Origin of the sequence: Hafnia paralvei ATCC 29927 (genome assembly GCF_001655005.1) — a bacterium.
GTDB lineage: Bacteria > Pseudomonadota > Gammaproteobacteria > Enterobacterales > Enterobacteriaceae > Hafnia > Hafnia paralvei.
This window is the reverse complement of record NZ_LXET01000021.1, coordinates 82,776-100,790: the sequence shown is the minus strand read 5'-3', so window position 1 is coordinate 100,790 and position 18,015 is coordinate 82,776. Positions and strand designations below refer to the sequence as shown.

Here is an 18,015-nt window from a genome sequence, read left to right as displayed (position 1 = left end):
GATGTCGTGACGGAGTTTGGGGCGCCCTGGATGGGCGATACCAAACCGGAGCGGAGATGGCGTCTCGGATAAAAGCGCGCGAGTGCAGAGACCACGCGCTGGTGGTCTCTGCCCGTACGCCTTCACTAGGGTATCAATGACGCTCGATATTGACTGGCGGGCGGAACCTTACACAGTCACAACATAAACAACCAGCGCACGGAACCTTACATAGCCATAGCATCAACAAAACTTACACAGCAGCCTAGTAAGCAACCAGCGTACGAAACCTTGCACCTGTAGTACATAAGCGCAATATTTCCGTGATCAATATTTGACTTTTCGCCACCGAATAAGAAACCAGCAGTCGATCAATTTATTTTATTTTTAAGCGCAATCTTATCCCCCTAGCCTCTCCACCGCTGCCGCCAGTAATGACGGTACGTTAGCGCCTGACTTAACATTTCACCCCCAAGTTATCCACAATTATGGGCCGTTTTGTTCACTTGCAAAGTCACGCTAAGAACACTATCTTGTTATCACACCTTGATTAACACACCACATCTTGTGTTCACAGCATAAAATCGACACTACTCGTTAAGATACTGCAACAATGTTTTTGCACTAATTTAACGCGTGTGTTTTTCGCAAACTTGCCTTTAGCAAATAATGCGATGGCTCGAAGCATGAGATCGCACACGGACAGGTATAGCCCTATGAATCAAAGTCTGCTGGTCACCAAACGTGACGGAAGCAAAGAACGTATCAATCTTGATAAAATCCACCGCGTGCTTGATTGGGCAGCGGAAGGACTGAGCAATGTTTCGGTCTCTCAGGTGGAACTGCGTTCTCACATCCAGTTTTATGATGGGATCCGCACCGCGGACATTCACGAAACCATCATCAAGGCCGCTGCAGACCTGATATCCCGTGATGCTCCAGACTATCAATATCTGGCCGCGCGTCTGGCAATTTTCCATCTGCGTAAAAAAGCCTACGGTCAGTTTGAACCGCCTAAATTGTACGATCACGTCGTTAAATTGGTCGAAATGGGCAAATATGACAAACATCTGCTGGAAGATTACACCCCAGAAGAGTTTGCTCAGATGGATGAGTTTATCGATCACTGGCGTGACATGAATTTCTCTTATGCCGCAGTGAAGCAGTTGGAAGGTAAATATCTGGTTCAGAACCGTGTCTCTGGCGAAATCTATGAGAGCGCGCAGTTCTTATATATTTTGGTTGCAGCCTGTCTGTTCTCTAACTATCCACGTGACACTCGTCTGAGCTACGTAAAACGTTTCTATGACGCGGTATCGACGTTCAAGATTTCACTGCCTACGCCAATTATGTCTGGCGTGCGTACCCCTACCCGCCAATTCAGCTCTTGCGTGCTGATTGAGTGTGGCGACAGCTTAGACTCTATCAATGCAACCTCTAGCGCCATTGTGAAATACGTTTCTCAACGTGCTGGCATCGGTATCAATGCAGGTCGTATCCGTGCGTTGGGTAGCCCAATTCGCGGCGGTGAAGCATTCCACACCGGCTGTATTCCTTTCTACAAACATTTTCAGACTGCGGTGAAGTCTTGCTCTCAGGGCGGCGTACGCGGCGGTGCAGCAACGTTATTCTATCCTTTGTGGCATCTGGAAGTTGAAAGCCTGCTGGTGTTGAAAAACAACCGCGGGGTTGAAGGCAACCGCGTACGTCATATGGACTACGGCGTTCAGCTTAATCGCCTGATGTATCAGCGTCTGATCAAGGGCGGCGATATCACGCTGTTTAGCCCATCCGATGTTCCCGGCCTGTACGATGCTTTCTTCGCCGATCAGGACGAGTTCGAGCGCCTATATATGCAATACGAGGCTGACGACAGCATTCGTAAGCAGAAAGTGAAAGCGGTCGAGCTGTTCTCTCTGATGATGCAGGAACGTGCTTCCACCGGCCGTATCTACATCCAGCATGTGGATCACTGCAATACCCATAGCCCGTTTGATCCGGCTATCGCACCGGTACGTCAGTCAAACCTGTGTTTGGAAATTGCGTTGCCAACCAAGCCGCTGAACGACGTTAACGATGAAAATGGCGAAATTGCGCTGTGTACGCTGTCTGCATTTAACCTCGGCGTGATCAACTCGCTGGACGATTTAGAAGAGCTCGCTGTTCTGGCTGTTCGTGCGCTTGACGCCCTGCTCGACTATCAGGACTACCCAATTCTGGCGGCTAAGCGCGGTGCGATGGGTCGTCGTACTCTGGGTATTGGTGTCATTAACTACGCTTACTATCTGGCGAAAAACGGCGTGCGCTACTCCGATGGCAGCGCAAATAACCTGACCCACAAAACATTTGAAGCTATTCAGTATTACCTGCTGAAAGCCTCTAATGAGCTGGCGAAAGAACAAGGTGCTTGCCCGTGGTTCAACGAAACCACCTATGCGCAAGGCATACTGCCAATCGACACCTACAAAAAAGATTTGGATACCATTTGTAACGAACCACTGCATTACGACTGGGAAGCGCTGCGTAACGATATCAAGCAGTACGGCCTGCGCAACTCAACGTTGTCAGCCCTAATGCCGTCTGAAACGTCGTCGCAGATTTCTAACGCGACTAACGGTATCGAACCACCGCGTGGTCACATCAGTATCAAAGCATCAAAAGACGGTATTTTACGTCAGGTTGTGCCTGAGTATGATCGCCTGAAAAACGCCTATGAACTGCTGTGGGAAATGCCAAACAACGATGGTTACTTGCAGTTGGTCGGCCTGATGCAGAAGTTTATCGATCAGTCGATTTCCGCCAATACCAACTACGATCCGTCACGCTTCCCATCAGGGAAAGTGCCAATGAAGCAGCTGTTAAAAGACTTGCTGACGGCGTACAAATTTGGGGCTAAAACCCTGTATTATCAAAACACCCGCGATGGAGCAGAGGACGTGCAAGACGACTTGCAGGCAACGCCTGAAGACGACGGCTGCGAAAGCGGTGCTTGCAAAATTTAATCAAGATCAATACGACTCACTCTGCGACAGCAGACATCAATTGACCCGATAAATTTCGAGTTACAGGTCAACGGCAAACACGCCTGTAACTTGAAAGATAAAGGGAAAACGGGATTAGCGTTTTATGGCTTACACCACATTCTCACAAAACCAAAACGATCAGTTGCTCGAACCTATGTTCTTTGGCCAGTCAGTTAACGTTGCACGTTACGACCAGCAAAAGCATGAAATCTTTGAAAAACTGATTGAAAAGCAGCTTTCTTTCTTCTGGCGCCCTGAAGAAGTTGACGTGTCTCGCGACCGTATTGACTATCAAGCTCTGCCAGAGCATGAAAAGCACATTTTTATCAGTAACCTAAAATATCAGACCTTGCTGGATTCAATTCAGGGGCGCAGTCCAAACGTGGCGTTACTGCCGCTGATATCCATCCCTGAACTGGAAACTTGGGTTGAAACTTGGTCATTCTCCGAAACCATTCACTCACGTTCCTACACGCATATTATTCGTAATATCGTGAACGATCCGGCGACGGTGTTTGACGATATCGTGACCAATGAAGAGATCCTTAAGCGCGCGAAAGATATCTCTGGCTACTACGATGACCTGATTGAGATGAGCAGTTATTGGCATCTATTAGGCGAAGGTACTCACAACGTTAATGGTAAGACTGTAACCGTTAACCTGCGTGCCTTGAAGAAACAGCTGTATCTGTGCCTGATGAGCGTCAACGCACTGGAAGCCATTCGCTTCTACGTTAGCTTTGCCTGTTCCTTTGCGTTTGCTGAACGCGAACTTATGGAAGGCAACGCCAAAATCATCAGACTCATTGCACGTGATGAAGCTCTGCACCTGACGGGTACACAGCATATTCTGAATCTGATGCGCTCAGGACAAGACGATCCTGAAATGGCTGAAGTGGCAGTTGAATGCGAGCAGCAGTGCTATGACCTGTTTGTATTGGCAGCAGAGCAGGAGAAAGAATGGGCTGATTATCTATTCCGCGACGGCTCCATGATTGGTTTGAATAAAGATATCCTGTGCCAATATGTTGAATATATCACCAACATCCGTATGCAAGCGGTTGGTTTAAAACTGCCTTTCCAGACACGCTCCAACCCGATCCCCTGGATCAACGCATGGCTGGTGTCTGATAATGTTCAGGTGGCACCACAGGAAGTTGAGGTCAGCTCTTATCTGGTCGGCCAGATTGACTCTGAAGTCAACGCTGATGACCTGAGCGACTTCGAGCTGTAAATCCCGCGATGACTTTTACATCTCAGGATCACATGCTGGCGGTGGACGATGCCGCCAGCATCCAGCCAGAAAGCAGCGCGATACTCCCCGCGACACCCACGATTACCCTCACGCTTTCCGGCGCGCGTCTAGATTATATTCATACCAAAGGCTCGCTGCTTGAGGCGCTTGAGCACCATAAAGTTCAGGTTGAGTACCAGTGCCGTTCAGGCTATTGCGGCTCCTGCCGCTGTAAGCTCACCAAAGGTCAGGTGGTTTATCGCCAAAAGCCGTTGGCATTTATCAACGAAGGTGAGATTTTGCCCTGTTGCTGCCATCCCATCGATGATATCGAGGTGGAGCTTTAATCGCCTCCACCGCTTTTCAAGATCCCTATGCATCGCTACTCCACAGCATCGAACCTTCCGCTCACCGACTGAGTCGTTGCAGCTCCACCAAGAGCCTGATATGAAACTGCGGGTGACACAAAAAAGCCCCCGAGCTTATGAAAGATCGGGGGCTAGAGTTTCGTCTATCTATAACCGTTCATCGACAGTCTGAACGTTGAAAATCGCTATCAGCGACGGTTACCGAAGATACGCAACAGCATCAGGAACAGGTTGATGAAGTCCAGATACAGGGTCAACGCACCTAAAATAGAATATTTGCGGAAGTTATCTTTATCATCTGGAGATAGCTGCTCTCCCATCGCCTTCAGCTTCTGGGTGTCATAGGCGGTTAAGCCAACGAAGATAATCACGCCTGCGTAGGTAATAACCCACATCAATGCAGGGCTTTTCAGCCAAATATTCACCAGCGACGCCAGAATAATACCGATCAGTCCCATAAACATCATGGAACCAATACCGCTAAGGTCACGTTTGGTGGTGTAACCGTAAAGACTCATCGCACCGAACATACCTGCCGTCACCACGAAAGTGCTCGCGATAGACGAATATGTATACACGATAAAAATACTCGCCAGCGTTAATCCCGTTAGCGCAGAGTACAGCATAAACAATGATGTCGCGGCGGCGGCGCTCAGCTTATGCACCATACCAGACAGCACAAACACAAGCCCCAACTGGACGATGACCAAACCGAAAAAGGTAATTTTGCTGGAAAAAATGAAATTCAGCACGACTGGGGTGTGTGCGGCATACCATGCCACGATAGATGTTAACAATAAACCGCAGGTCATCCAGCCATATACTTGCGCCATATATGTCTGAAGGCCGGTATTTGCGCGCTCAACAATCGAGCCATTACCACGAGGATATCGATCCATGAAGATCACCTTTATCTAGGAATAACAATATTGTCTGGATTGATAAAGCAACCAGACCGTTCTCCTAATAAGCCTACCACAGAACCGGTTTTTTGCTGCCTATGTAGTGTGCGGATATATTTCAAGTTTAGGTAATATTGACTTGCCAGAACCTAGCCTCCGCCGTACACAATGCGTACGGCGGAGAGTTAACCGTTCAATTTGAGTGCTTAGGCCATAGCCCAGCGCTTAGCAACGCTCGCAACTCGCTCACCAAATTTGCGTGCCGTTTCCAAATCCCCCGGTAGCGGAGCTTCATCTGGAGAAGCGTCAGAAGGCGAAACGGTCATCAACCCTGAGAAACCAGCAATGTAGTTCACATCGTTGCGGTTAGCGGTTTTGGTATTGGCAGGCAGCATACCCATCCCCACCCACACACCACCATGCTGCTGGGAAAGATGAAACATGTAGTCCAACGTTCCTAGCTTATCGCCGTTCATACTGGCTGAGTTGGTGAAACCCGCAAAAACTTTGTCCTTCCACTCCTGACTAAACCAAGGTTTCGAAGAAGCATCGGCAAATTTCTTAAACTGCCAAGATGGTCCGCCCATATAGGTTGGGCTACCAAAAATTATTCCGTCCGCTTTCGCCAACAAATGCCAGCCACCTTCAGGTAGATTACCTTCACTATCAATCGGTAACACGTCGACGGTAACACCTTCAACATTCTTTACTCCCGCCGCTACGGCCTCGGCAGCTTTGGCGGTATGACCATATCCACTATGAAAAACCACGGCTAATGCTGTCATTCGAAATAACTCCTCACACGTTGGTTAATTAGTTATATGCCTGAAGTAGTTATACGTTCAGAAAAACGCTGCGTCTAGCACAATGGTGGTTTGTCGAATCTAGCGCAAACGTGTCCTTGAGATATCGAGTTACAGGCTGAGGGGACGCCGAAAATCCGTAGAATCAGGCAATAACGCAACCGTTCGTAGATGTCTATTGCAGATAAACCATATTTCATCTCGGTCGTTGGACAAAATATAATAGGCATCTGATGATTCCGAGGGATTAAATACGCCTAATGCACGGTAGGATACCCCTTCACTGAAGCCGCTACAGAGCGGTAAAGGCCGTGGCCCGTTATCAAGCTCTTCCACCCGTAGATAAAGTCCTTGCTCAAACCAAATCAAAGTCACTCCTTATCTCTGAGAGAATTAATGAATGTTTGCGAAAAAAATATCGCACTGGATTCAGTATAGTGAAAACTGGCTCGGTAGGATTTTTAAGATGTCAGATGCAACGGTGAAAGACTGGCGGGGAGTAGAAAGTGATTATTGATGAATGCATTACGAAGAATTAACCCTTTTCTCTGCCAGCTCACGGGTAAATTTAACCATCAACACCAGAGCTTAAAAGCCGAAAAAAGGGTTTCGCAGATTTACCAGCGTTTTGCCGCCTGATGGTCGCTGTCGCGAGCATCAACCCAACGATCGCCCTGCTCGGTGGCTTCGCGTTTCCAGAATGGCGCGCGAGTTTTGAGGTAGTCCATAATAAACTCAGCGGCTTCAAACGCCATACTACGGTGTGCGCTGGTCACGCCAACAAATACGATTTCATCTCCAGGATACATCGCGCCAACGCGGTGGATCAGCGAGATACGCTGTAGTGGCCAGCGTTCACGTGCTTCAGACACGATTTCGCTGAGGGCTTTTTCAGTCATCCCAGGATAATGCTCCAGCGTCAGCGCACTCACATTATCGCCCAGATTATGATTACGCACTTTGCCAGTGAAGGTGACCACCGCACCATCGTCTTCACACTGCGATAGCCATTGGTATTCGTCACCAACGCTGAAGTTTTCTTGGCCAACGCGGATACGGGTGTTTTCCACGATCAACCTCCGGTTACCGGTGGGAAAAAGGCAACCTCATCCCCAGAGGATAAAGGATGTGAAAATTCCACCAGCGTTTGATTTACCGCCGCCAGCAATTTGCCCGACTCCAGCGCCAGTGCCCATTTGTCACCGCGCTCTGCCAACGCCGTACGCAGCGCTTCTACGGTTGGATAAACTTCACAGCTCAACTCGTCACTTCCCGTGAGTTCGCGTACCTGAGCAAAAAACAGCACTTTAATCATGATGCGTCCGCCTTAAAATCACCTGATTTACCGCCGCTTTTTGCTAACAGGCGAACAGGGCCGATGACCATATCTTTTTGCACCGCTTTACACATGTCATAGATAGTGAGCGCCGCCACTGAAGCCGCGGTGAGAGCTTCCATCTCAACGCCCGTTTTACCGGTTAAGCGGCAGCAGGACTCGATACGCACACGGTGGGTATCGACTTCTGCAAACAGTTGCACTTCAACTTTGGTCAGCAATAGCGGGTGACACAGCGGGATCAGCTCCCACGTGCGCTTTGCCGCTTGGATCCCTGCAATACGCGCGGTGGCGAAAACGTCGCCCTTATGGTGTTTACCTTCCACAATCATCGCCAGCGTTTCAGGCTTCATTTCTACATAAGCTTCTGCGCGTGCTTCACGCACCGTTTCTGCCTTAGCAGAAACATCGACCATGTGGGCTTCACCGGCCGCATTGATATGGGTAAGTTGGCTCATAGTTTTCTTGTAATTTATATTGTTAACGTGGTGTAAAGCGTAGTTAGCCGCCGATGAAAGAGAGATTTTGCGTATGCCCGATGTTGCCGTCATGCAAGAAGTGCGTTTGCTTTTTGTGTCGCAAACCACCTTGGATACGCAGCTTTAACGCATCCAGATGCTCATCGCCAGCCAGTAAATCACGCAGCGGGATACCCGATTCACCGAATAGGCACAGATGCAAATTGCCAATGGCAGAGACACGTAGACGATTGCAACTGGCGCAGAAGTCTTTTTCATAAGGCATGATAAGACCGACTTCGCCCAGATAGTCAGGGTGGCGAAAAACCTGGGCGGGTCCGTCACTGCGTGCGCGTTCTTGGCGTTGCCAGCCAAGCGCAAGTAGCTGATCGCGGATCACTTCACCTGAAACATGATGCTTACGGAATAAATCTCCGCCATCACCGGTTTCCATTAGCTCAATGAAGCGCATTTGAATGGGGCGTGTTTTAATCCAGTTGAGAAAACCATTTAGGCTGCGATCGTTAACATCACGCATCAGCACCGTATTCACTTTCACTTTCTCAAAACCGGCGTCAAACGCGGCGTCAATTCCCTGCATCACCTGTTTCAGTTTATCTTCACCGGTGATCGCGTGAAATTGGCGAGCATCGAGACTATCCACGCTAACGTTAACCGCCGTTAGGCCAGCCTCTCGCCAGCTTGCAATATCCCGCGCCATACGGTAGCCGTTGGTGGTCACCGCCAATGTTCTGATGGACTGATTTTCACGTACCGCAGAAATGATATCGACAAAATCACGACGTAAAGAGGGTTCGCCACCGGTTAGGCGCACTTTCTCAGTGCCCAGCTCGGCGAACGCGCGGCTGACGCGGCGGATCTCATCAAGAGATAAGAAGCTTTTATTGGCATGACCATTCGGCTTGTAGCCGTCTGGCAGACAGTATGTACAACGAAAATTGCACACGTCTGTAATTGAAAGGCGCAAGTAATAAAACTTACGCTCAAATGCGTCAGTCAGTTGGAGCATTGTTAACACCTTTCCAATATCGGGAGGCACAGGCATTTCTACCTTGTACCCTGGTGGCTTATAGCCACGGCCCTGACGCCATATTTTTGAAAACATCCGGTTTTCGGAAAACTTAGGCAACAGGGCTAGGAGTTCAGATGCCATGAGAGCAGATCGTACTCACACCACATCTCTGAAATAGCTATGTAATCTTAGGCAATTCTAGCGTTAATCCTCACGCTTACCAAACACATCACGCTGTATAATTTTATATATAACGCTTTTATGTCAGTAACTTACGTGAAGAATACACTAGTTAACGCCCTACTATACTTGATATAAATCACGCAAATAAGTCAGGGTTTCGCCTTTTTAAGCGTGATCCGGTACTTTATCCCCAGTTTATTTTCATTTTGTAGGATTTTTATGCGAAACCGCGCTTTAGCCGATCTTGATAAGGTCGTCGCGTTAGGAGGCGGACACGGACTGGGCCGCGTGATGTCGGCTCTGTCTCCGCTGGGTTCACGTTTAACAGGGATAGTCACCACCACGGATAACGGCGGTTCAACGGGGCGCATTCGGCGCTCTGAAGGCGGCATCGCATGGGGAGACATGCGTAACTGTTTAAATCAGCTGATTACCGAGCCTAGCGTGGCTTCGGCCATGTTTGAATATCGTTTTAACGGCAACGGTGAATTAGCTGGGCATAACCTCGGAAATTTGATGTTAAAGGCGTTAGACCATCTGAGCGTGCGTCCGCTGGAGGCGATAAACCTGATCCGCAGCTTACTGAAAGTCGATGCCTCGCTCATTCCCATGTCTGAACAACCGGTCGATCTCAACGCTATCGACAACGACGGTCATATTATTTATGGCGAAGTGAATATCGATCAGCTCAAAGAGATGCCCGCGCAGTTGATGCTCGAACCCCAAGTGCAAGCAACGCGAGAGGCCGTTGAAGCGATAGAAAAAGCCGATCTCATCCTCATTGGCCCCGGCAGTTTCTTAACGAGCCTGATGCCATTACTGTTACTGGACGATTTAACTCAAGCCCTACGCCGTACCCGAGCACATATGATTTATATCGGCAATCTGGGCAAAGAGCTCAGCGTCGCGGCGGCAGCGTTAACCCTGCCAGATAAGTTAAAAATTATGGAAGATGCCATTGGCGGGCACGCCATCGATGCCGTCGTCGTCGGCCCGAAGGTCAACGTCAGCGGAATAGAAAATCGCATCGTCGTACAGGAAACGCTGGAAGCTAGCGATATCCCCTATCGCCACGATCGCGATCTCTTGCGCATGGCGATTGAGAAAGCGTTACAGCAGTTAGGCTAAAACACCGATAAAGCCCTAAGCTAAAAAGCTATCAGGGCTTTATCGCCGACGCCATCTAGCGGCGACTCACAGCAACGCTTCAGGCTTTAACCACTCGTAGTTGCCATAAGGTGACTCATCATTCAGCCAACGGCGCAGCATGTCCAACGCCAACATGGCGGTCATTTCTTGACGGATCTTCTGGCTGTGGCGTTGTGAACTGTAGGCCATCGTTTGTCCGAAAGTTTCCTGCTGTGAATGCAGAACCACGCTGATGCGGTCGTCTTGTAACTCACCGATGGCAATCGTCAAGTCAGCTCCGCTATGCGTGGCTAAAATACGGGCGCGAGCAGCCACCTCTTTCAAAGTGCTATTGCCCATATGTTCTGGCAGTTCGCTGTTTGCGAGTGGAGCATCAACGGAACGCAACTGCCAGCTTAATAAACCCGCGGTAAACTGCTCGCTCAGCGCCAAACGTAGGCCCTTTTCCCGCAGACCTAAGGCGACATCATGGGGTAGCCCTGCGGTGCCTTCAAATATGCAGTTCTCCCCTGCTACGGCGCGAACGTGTTGCCAGACGTTCAGCATCTCTTCGCGCTGGGAAGATGGCCCAGTGAGTTTCAGCTCAATAATTGGCATAGAGGAACGATAACCCAGCGTGGTATCGGGCGGCAGAGGCAAGGAGTCCAATTGCTGCGCCAAACCACTTTCTGAACGACCAAACGTGGTGAGGCGTAAACACAACGGTGATTCCGTCTGCGGGAAACGCTGGCGTAAGCGTGGCACGATTTGCTGTTCAACCATGACCTTAAATTCAGACGGAACGCCCGGCGTAAAGAAAATCCAGCAATCATTGAGTTGAATACTGAAACCACAGGCGGTACCCACTGGGTTATCAATCATCTCGGCGCTGGCGGGGATCATTGCCTGTTTCCGATTACTCTCCGACATAGGCCGACCGCGTGAAGCGAAATACGCCTCCATGCGCGCAATCCATTCTGGGTGCACCACCAACGACTCACCAAGTGCCTCAGCCGCGGCCTGAGCGCTGAGATCGTCGCTGGTTGGCCCCAGCCCGCCGTTAACGATCAAAACATCCGCATACTGGCTTCGTAGCTGTAGCGTGGACACTAAATCTTCCAGTGAATCACCCACGGTGCTACGTGAACGCATCGGGATGCCTTGCTGAAAAAGATAATCCGCCAGCCATGCGGAATTGGTATCCACGATCTGACCATGCAGAACTTCGTCACCCGTACAGAGCATTTCTAGACGTAACATCCGCCTCTCCTAAATAATTTCGTCAATAAGACACAACACCACTTTAGAAACAGCGTTCTAACAACACAATGCTTAATGACGATAATTTAATATCTCGTTGAATGTAATTTATTGTTTACACTCAATGTAACGCCAGTTTGACGAGAATAAACTTTTCACTTACCCTGCAGGGCATAAATAGTATTGGATCGTTTTAATGCAGAGGAAAGCGTGAAGAATCGCACTCTTGGCAGTATTTTCATCGTCGCAGGCACCACGATTGGAGCGGGAATGCTGGCAATGCCGCTCGCCGCCGCTGGCGTAGGCTTTGGTACCACTTTTATCATGTTAGTGACCCTATGGGCGCTGATGTGCTACACGGCGCTGCTTTTGGTTGAAGTTTATCAACACCAGTCCGCAGATACCGGGCTGGGCACTTTAGCTAAGCATTATCTTGGGCGATCTGGGCAATGGCTGACCGGCGCTAGCATGCTATTTTTGATGTATGCACTCACCGCCGCCTATATTAGCGGGGCCGGTGAACTGCTCGCCTCCAGCCTGAGCCAATGGCTATCATTCGAAATTAAGCCAAGCGCTGGGGTACTCCTATTTACTCTGATTGCGGGCGGCATTGTGTGCATCGGCACCCACTCGGTAGATATGTTTAACCGTGTGTTGTTTAGCGCCAAAATCATCTTGCTGATCATCATGCTTACTCTGATGATGCCGCATGTTCATCAAGCCAACCTGCTGACGATGCCACTGGAAAAAGGACTAGCGCTGTCAGCTATTCCTGTGATTTTCACCTCTTTTGGTTTCCACGGCAGCGTGCCGAGCATTGTTAGCTACATGAATGGCAATCTGCGTAAACTGCGCTGGGTATTTATCATCGGCAGCGCCATCCCGCTAATTGCCTATATTTTCTGGCAATTAGCCACGCTGGGGTCTATTAGCTCATCCAGCTTTGTTGGTATCCTTGCCGCTCAATCAGGTCTAAATGGCCTGCTACAGGCTGTGCGCGAAGTTGTCGCTACGCCACACGTGGAACTCGCCGTTCATCTGTTTGCCGATTTAGCGTTAGCCACCTCTTTCCTTGGCGTCGCACTGGGGTTATTTGACTATTTAGCAGACCTGTTCCAACGCAGTAATAAGGCGTCTGGACGTGCGCAGACGGGCTTAATGACCTTCCTCCCACCGCTGGCTTTTGCGCTGTTTTATCCGCAGGGCTTTGTCATGGCACTCGGCTATGCGGCCGTTGCATTGGCCGTTCTAGCACTGTTAATCCCATCAATGCTAGTGTGGCAAACACGTAAACATCATCCACAAGAAGGATATCGAGTGGTGGGTGGCAAGCCATTGCTGGTACTGGTATTTGCTTGTGGCGTCGCGGTGATTGCAGTCCAACTGTCAATTGCCTCAGGGCTCTTGCCAGCTGTAGGTTAAATTTGATAGGTTACAAACATGAATAGCACAATCCGAACGTCTCACGTTGCCCGTTGGTGGCGCTGCATCTAGCGGCGGCACAGGATTTTGTTGGTTCAAACATATCTTATACAAGCCGCCGGAGGGCGGCTTGTTTGCATTTGAAGGCGTGCTCCGGCAAATTTTTTTTAGGAGCATTGCATGATCAATTCCACCAATTCACACACTATCCTCACAGGCGATCGTCCTACAGGCCCATTGCACCTCGGCCATTATGTCGGCTCCCTACGCCAGCGAGTTACGCTGCAAGATCGTTACCCGCAGTATGTGCTCATTGCCGACCTGCAAGGTCTTACCGATAACGGCAGTAACCCACAGAAAATTTCCCAAAATATTTTCGAAGTCATGGCTGATTATCTGGCGGTGGGGATCGACCCTGCAAAAACCACGATTTGTTTGCAGTCTGCCCTTCCCGCATTGGCCGAACTCACTATGCTGTATATGAATATCGTCACCGTAGCTCGCGTAGAGCGCAACCCTACGGTGAAAGCCGAAATCGCACAGAAAGGCTTCTCCCGTAGCCTTCCAACCGGTTTTTTGGTCTACCCTATCAGTCAGGCCGCTGATATCACCGCGTTTAAAGCCGACAGAGTACCAGTGGGTGACGACCAATTACCCATGCTTGAGCAAACCAATGAAATTGTACATAAAATGAACAGCCTGTTGCCTAATCCCGTGTTGGTTCCTTGCCAAGCCATGCTCAGCAGCGTCAGTCGTCTGCCGGGAATTGATGGTAACGCCAAAATGTCTAAATCCTTAGGTAACACACTGACGCTTTCCGCCAGTGAAGACGACATCAGCAAAGCCGTTCATGCCATGTATACCGACCCTAATCATCTGCGCGTTAGCGATCCTGGTCAGGTTGAAGGGAATGTCGTATTTACCTATCTAGACGCATTCCACCCAGATCAAGCACAGGTAGCTGCATTGAAAGAGCATTACCAACGCGGCGGTTTGGGCGATCGCCAGTGCAAACAGGAACTGGAAGCGTGTTTGCAAGCATTACTCTCCCCTATCCGTGAACGGCGTCAGCAGTTCAGCGCGGATAAAGCGGCACTCATGGACATCTTGCAGGCAGGAACGGAAAAAGCACATGAAGTGACCCAGCAAACGCTGAGCGAAGTAAAACGTGGTTTGGGATTGCCCGTCATGTTTTGAGATAAAATAAAAGCGCCGAAAATACGCGGCGCTTTTAAAGATTCTCGTTTCGTGTGGTTTAGAAACCGATACCGGCGCCCACATACGCACCGTCGGCCACGACGTTATCGCGGTTACCGTCTTTACCACTGATTTCAATATAGCGATAACCGACATCAATGGTTACTGGACGAATGACGTTCCAACGCATGCCGGCGCTCGCCTCTTTGTAGTTATTAATGCCACTAGACAGCGATTCCGGAGAATAATACCCTTCGCCATACAGCGTGAAATGACGCGTGATTGGCCACTGAATTCCACCACCCGCCGCAACAGCATAATCATCACCACCATCTTTTTGTGGGTTTAAATACAGCGCTTTTCCGCCAGCAGAAGCTAAGAATGGGCCTAAAGGAAGATTAATACCTAAACCTAACCCCGCCACGTCGCCATCACTATCATTATGCGCCCAATCCAATGTGGAATATAAACCTGCAGAGTCAGTCCCAAAACCCGCTTCAACGTTGGTGTAGTGTTCGCCTACTTGCCCATGCACAGTAATAGCATTTGCTGCTGAAGCAGAAAACAGAGCGGCACACGCGCAGCCCAAAACGATCTTTTTCATTATATGATTTTCCTTAAAAATAGTAGGCCGGATAGCCAGTTCCGGTGAGCGAGAGTTTAAACGAAACATCAACAAGAACCAGCTAAAAAACCACTATTATTTGTAAAAAAATTAACCAATTATGTGTCTGATAACTTTTAGCGATATGGTTAATAAGCCCTAACTATTTGCGTGAGATCAGTAAGAGGTCTACAAATATTCATTAGATTGGTTTGTGGAACAATTATGGAAAGCCGGTATTCACAGAGCGATCTTTTATGTCAGCTACATATTTTGGATTTAGCTGAAGAGCAGTACCTCAAGTGATTGGCGTTACGCATTGATGCGGTAACCCGAAAAAACGACAGGTATCACCCGGTTGAAGCAATTCACTGACTCTTGATTAAGGAGAGACGTAATGAGCAAAAAAGGACTGACCACCGCCGCAGGCGCACCCGTTGTAGATAATAACAACGTCATTACAGCAGGCCCACGTGGCCCTATGCTGTTACAAGACGTCTGGTTCCTTGAAAAACTTGCCCACTTTGACCGTGAAGTGATCCCAGAACGCCGCATGCACGCGAAAGGCTCTGGCGCACACGGTACGTTCACCGTTACTCACGACATCACCAAATACACCCGCGCTAAAATTTTCTCCGAGATCGGTAAGCAAACCCCCATGATGGTTCGCTTCTCAACCGTCGCCGGTGAGCGAGGTGCAGCCGATGCAGAGCGTGATATTCGTGGTTTCGCCATGAAGTTTTACACTGAAGAAGGCAATTGGGATCTGGTGGGTAACGATACTCCGGTTTTCTATCTGCGCGATCCGCTGAAGTTCCCTGATTTGAACCATGTTGTAAAACGCGACCCACGTACTAACTTGCGTAACCCTGTATACAAATGGGACTTCTTCTCTCAACTGCCAGAAGCCTTCCACCAGTTGACCATTGATTTCAGCGACCGCGGTCTGCCTAAGTCATACCGTCATATGCATGGTTTTGGTAGCCACACCTTCAGTTTTATCAATGCCGATAACGAGCGCTTCTGGGTGAAATTCCACTTCCGTTGCCAGCAAGGCATTGAAAACCTGATGGACGATGAAGCCGAAGCGCTAGTTGGTAAAGATCGTGAAAGCTCGCAGCGCGATCTCTACGATGCCATCGAACGTAAGGATTTCCCTCGCTGGAATCTGCAGGTGCAGATTATGCCAGAGAAAGAAGCGGCTCAAACGCCATACAATCCATTCGACCTGACCAAAGTTTGGCCACACAAAGATTACCCACTAATCGATGTCGGCTTCTTTGAGCTAAACCGTAACCCAGACAACTACTTTGCTGAAGTTGAGCAAGTGGCAATGAACCCAGCCAACGTCGTACCTGGCATCGGTTTCTCTCCAGACAAAATGCTGCAAGGCCGTCTGTTCTCCTACGGTGATGCACATCGCTACCGTCTGGGTGTGAACCACCACCAGATCCCTGTCAACGCTCCGCAGTGTCCGTTCCATAACTATCATCGCGATGGCGCTATGCGCGTCGATGGTAACAGCGGTAACGGTGCAACCTACGAGCCAAACAGCTTTGGCGTATTCCAAGAGCAGCCTGATTTCAGTGAACCGCCATTAACTCTTGAAGGTGCTGCCGATCACTGGAATCATCGCGAAGACACCGACTACTACTCTCAGCCGCGAGCGTTATTTAATCTGCTGAGTGAAGAAGAACATCAGCGCATGTACACCCGCATCGCCGGTGAACTTTCTCAGGTCCCTGAAGCCATTCAGAAACGCGCTCTGTGCCACTTTGCGCAGATCCACCCTGATTATGCCGCCGGAATCATGAAAGCATTAGGTCAATAATCATTCCTAAATAGAGAATGTAAAACAGGAGCCCAAAGGCTCCTGTTTTTTGTGATATCTCAAGCAGACGCTTTAATAGTAAGTGATCGTCACGTTAGCTTTTGCTGTAATATCGCCTGTAAAATTGTTGTTGTTTGAATCTGTTATTTCCGGCGCAGTTTGGATAATGGCAGCTTGAAAATGCGTCGTGTTTTTTCCTTTTAGAGCAGCGCCAATATTCTGTTTTGTCCCCGTTCTCACCGCTTTTCCTGCGCTGTCGAACAGTCCAACAGCAATGCCATCTAAGGTTTTCCCATCGGCTTCGCTTTTTACGGTAAGCGTGTCTCGTCCTTGCAAAATCGCATGTGCATCTTCGAAAGTGAACTCCACGTTATTGGTATAAGAGCTGCAGGTGAAGTCCATGCCGAAACTGGTCAATGGCCCTTGCTGCGGATAAGTACCGCCGCTCGTTTTATTGATATTGCCTAAAGATACGGTTTGATGCTTAGAATCTAAACTGCACGATGGTGACGCCATAAATACCCCTGAACCCAAGGGAACATCGACCGTATTCACACCGGACAAACCATCTATCGTAAAGGTTAAATGAGCCCCTGGGGGGATAACTGCCTGTGACTGATATTGTATCCAACCAAATTTAATTAGTTCAGCCCGCATCGATTCGATAGCAAAATTATAATTACCATCATATTTATACTGCGTTTTGTCCGCATTATATTGCGCACCAAATTGAAATAGCGTGGTGTCTTCTTTGCCGTTAATCACTGGATATTCCACTCCCAAGCGCTTTCCTGGTGACATCGACGCCGGTGAATAGCTATTTGCCAGTGAGTCTGTGTTGTAAGACACCGCCTTAATATACATTTTTAACTTGATGCCATTATTGGTCGTCTGAGCTTCTCCCGTCCAATCAAGTGCCTTATCGTTTATAGCACTGAGGCTGAGAGTAATGTTGCCATCAAAGTTGGCTGGCGCCGTAAACTCTTGACCATCTGAGGAGCAGCTCAAACGCATATTTGGCAAAAACTGAGCATAGTCTAACGAAAGAACCACGGTGTAATCGGGCGTGTTTTCGTCTACCGCAATGGGGTTTTCTCGGGTGAATGGAGAAAATGGTGCCGCTCCCCCTGAATTAATATCACAATGTAAGCCAGCCCAACTGTTGCCAGAAGAGAGGCAAAAAAGTAATAACGTTGCCATCACGGCTGTAACTCGAGAAGCGGTCAACCATCTACTCATGAAGTAATGTCCGTT

At 49.1% G+C, this 18,015-nt stretch carries 17 protein-coding genes and 1 riboswitch; of the genes, 7 read left to right on the top strand and 10 right to left on the bottom strand.

The window, feature by feature from the left end:
* Nucleotides 1-695 precede the first annotated feature (695 nt).
* The 3 genes from nrdA to yfaE all read left to right on the top strand — a co-directional run bounded on the left by nrdA (nt 696) and on the right by yfaE (nt 4,583).
* Nucleotides 696-2,981, top strand: a complete 2,286-nt coding sequence (nrdA, locus tag M988_RS07020) for a class 1a ribonucleoside-diphosphate reductase subunit alpha (protein WP_008813956.1) — start codon at nt 696-698, stop codon at nt 2,979-2,981.
* 124 nt (nt 2,982-3,105) lie between these two features.
* Complete coding sequence (gene nrdB, locus M988_RS07015) at nt 3,106-4,236, top strand: class Ia ribonucleoside-diphosphate reductase subunit beta (protein WP_008813957.1); 1,131 nt, start codon at nt 3,106-3,108, stop codon at nt 4,234-4,236.
* Between the two features lie 32 nt (nt 4,237-4,268).
* Nucleotides 4,269-4,583 carry a class I ribonucleotide reductase maintenance protein YfaE gene (gene yfaE / locus M988_RS07010; protein ID WP_064573431.1) on the top strand — a complete coding sequence of 105 codons (315 nt, stop codon included), beginning with the start codon at nt 4,269-4,271 and terminating at the stop codon, nt 4,581-4,583.
* 209 nt (nt 4,584-4,792) lie between these two features.
* Here yfaE and M988_RS07005 read toward each other — a convergent pair whose 3' ends face one another.
* The 7 genes from M988_RS07005 to moaA form a co-directional block, all read right to left on the bottom strand.
* On the bottom strand, nt 4,793-5,503 hold the full coding sequence (locus M988_RS07005) for a Bax inhibitor-1/YccA family protein (protein ID WP_064573427.1): 711 nt from the start codon (nt 5,501-5,503) through the stop codon (nt 4,793-4,795).
* 209 nt (nt 5,504-5,712) lie between these two features.
* Nucleotides 5,713-6,291, bottom strand: a complete 579-nt coding sequence (locus M988_RS07000; protein WP_061059816.1) for a flavodoxin family protein — start codon at nt 6,289-6,291, stop codon at nt 5,713-5,715.
* 129 nt (nt 6,292-6,420) lie between these two features.
* Complete coding sequence (locus M988_RS23115; RefSeq protein WP_071603095.1) at nt 6,421-6,678, bottom strand: hypothetical protein; 258 nt, start codon at nt 6,676-6,678, stop codon at nt 6,421-6,423.
* A 248-nt stretch (nt 6,679-6,926) separates the two neighbouring features.
* Nucleotides 6,927-7,379 carry a molybdopterin synthase catalytic subunit MoaE gene (gene moaE, locus M988_RS06995; protein ID WP_061059815.1) on the bottom strand — a complete coding sequence of 151 codons (453 nt, stop codon included), beginning with the start codon at nt 7,377-7,379 and terminating at the stop codon, nt 6,927-6,929.
* 2 nt (nt 7,380-7,381) lie between these two features.
* Nucleotides 7,382-7,624 carry a molybdopterin synthase sulfur carrier subunit gene (moaD, locus tag M988_RS06990; protein ID WP_008813962.1) on the bottom strand — a complete coding sequence of 81 codons (243 nt, stop codon included), beginning with the start codon at nt 7,622-7,624 and terminating at the stop codon, nt 7,382-7,384.
* Nucleotides 7,621-8,103, bottom strand: coding sequence for a cyclic pyranopterin monophosphate synthase MoaC (gene moaC / locus M988_RS06985; RefSeq protein WP_004092279.1), 483 nt, complete (start codon nt 8,101-8,103; stop codon nt 7,621-7,623). The genes moaD and moaC overlap by 4 nt, the downstream gene beginning before the upstream one ends.
* A 43-nt stretch (nt 8,104-8,146) precedes the next feature.
* Nucleotides 8,147-9,133: a GTP 3',8-cyclase MoaA gene (gene moaA, locus M988_RS06980; RefSeq protein ID WP_064573425.1), complete on the bottom strand. Its 987-nt coding sequence runs from the start codon at nt 9,131-9,133 to the stop codon at nt 8,147-8,149.
* A riboswitch (molybdenum cofactor riboswitch) is annotated at nt 9,124-9,277 on the bottom strand. It overlaps the preceding gene by 10 nt.
* A gap of 261 nt (nt 9,278-9,538) precedes the next feature.
* On the opposite strand from moaA, the gene yvcK reads away from it, so the two are divergent.
* Entirely contained in the window at nt 9,539-10,447 is a 909-nt protein-coding gene (gene yvcK / locus M988_RS06975; RefSeq protein ID WP_064573423.1) for a uridine diphosphate-N-acetylglucosamine-binding protein YvcK, read from the top strand.
* 66 nt (nt 10,448-10,513) lie between these two features.
* Here the strand turns inward: yvcK and M988_RS06970 are convergent, their stop codons facing one another.
* A complete protein-coding gene (locus tag M988_RS06970) occupies nt 10,514-11,707 on the bottom strand; it encodes a nicotinamide mononucleotide deamidase-related protein YfaY (protein WP_039187534.1) in 1,194 nt (397 codons plus the stop codon).
* A 210-nt stretch (nt 11,708-11,917) separates the two neighbouring features.
* Here M988_RS06970 and tyrP point away from each other — a divergent pair, with 210 nt between their 5' ends.
* Complete coding sequence (gene tyrP, locus M988_RS06965; protein WP_008813968.1) at nt 11,918-13,129, top strand: tyrosine transporter TyrP; 1,212 nt, start codon at nt 11,918-11,920, stop codon at nt 13,127-13,129.
* A 180-nt stretch (nt 13,130-13,309) separates the two neighbouring features.
* Nucleotides 13,310-14,326, top strand: a complete 1,017-nt coding sequence (gene trpS / locus M988_RS06960) for a tryptophan--tRNA ligase (protein WP_008813969.1) — start codon at nt 13,310-13,312, stop codon at nt 14,324-14,326.
* Between the two features lie 58 nt (nt 14,327-14,384).
* On the opposite strand, the gene M988_RS06955 is transcribed toward trpS, so the two are convergent.
* Entirely contained in the window at nt 14,385-14,930 is a 546-nt protein-coding gene (locus M988_RS06955) for a YfaZ family outer membrane protein (RefSeq protein ID WP_008813970.1), read from the bottom strand.
* A 397-nt stretch (nt 14,931-15,327) separates the two neighbouring features.
* On the opposite strand from M988_RS06955, the gene M988_RS06950 reads away from it, so the two are divergent.
* On the top strand, nt 15,328-16,761 hold the full coding sequence (locus M988_RS06950) for a catalase (protein ID WP_004092263.1): 1,434 nt from the start codon (nt 15,328-15,330) through the stop codon (nt 16,759-16,761).
* A gap of 72 nt (nt 16,762-16,833) precedes the next feature.
* Here M988_RS06950 and M988_RS06945 read toward each other — a convergent pair whose 3' ends face one another.
* Nucleotides 16,834-18,000 (bottom strand): fimbrial protein, encoded by a 1,167-nt coding sequence (locus M988_RS06945; RefSeq protein ID WP_064573421.1) that lies wholly within the window; start codon nt 17,998-18,000, stop codon nt 16,834-16,836.
* Between the last annotated feature and the right edge of the window lie 15 nt (nt 18,001-18,015).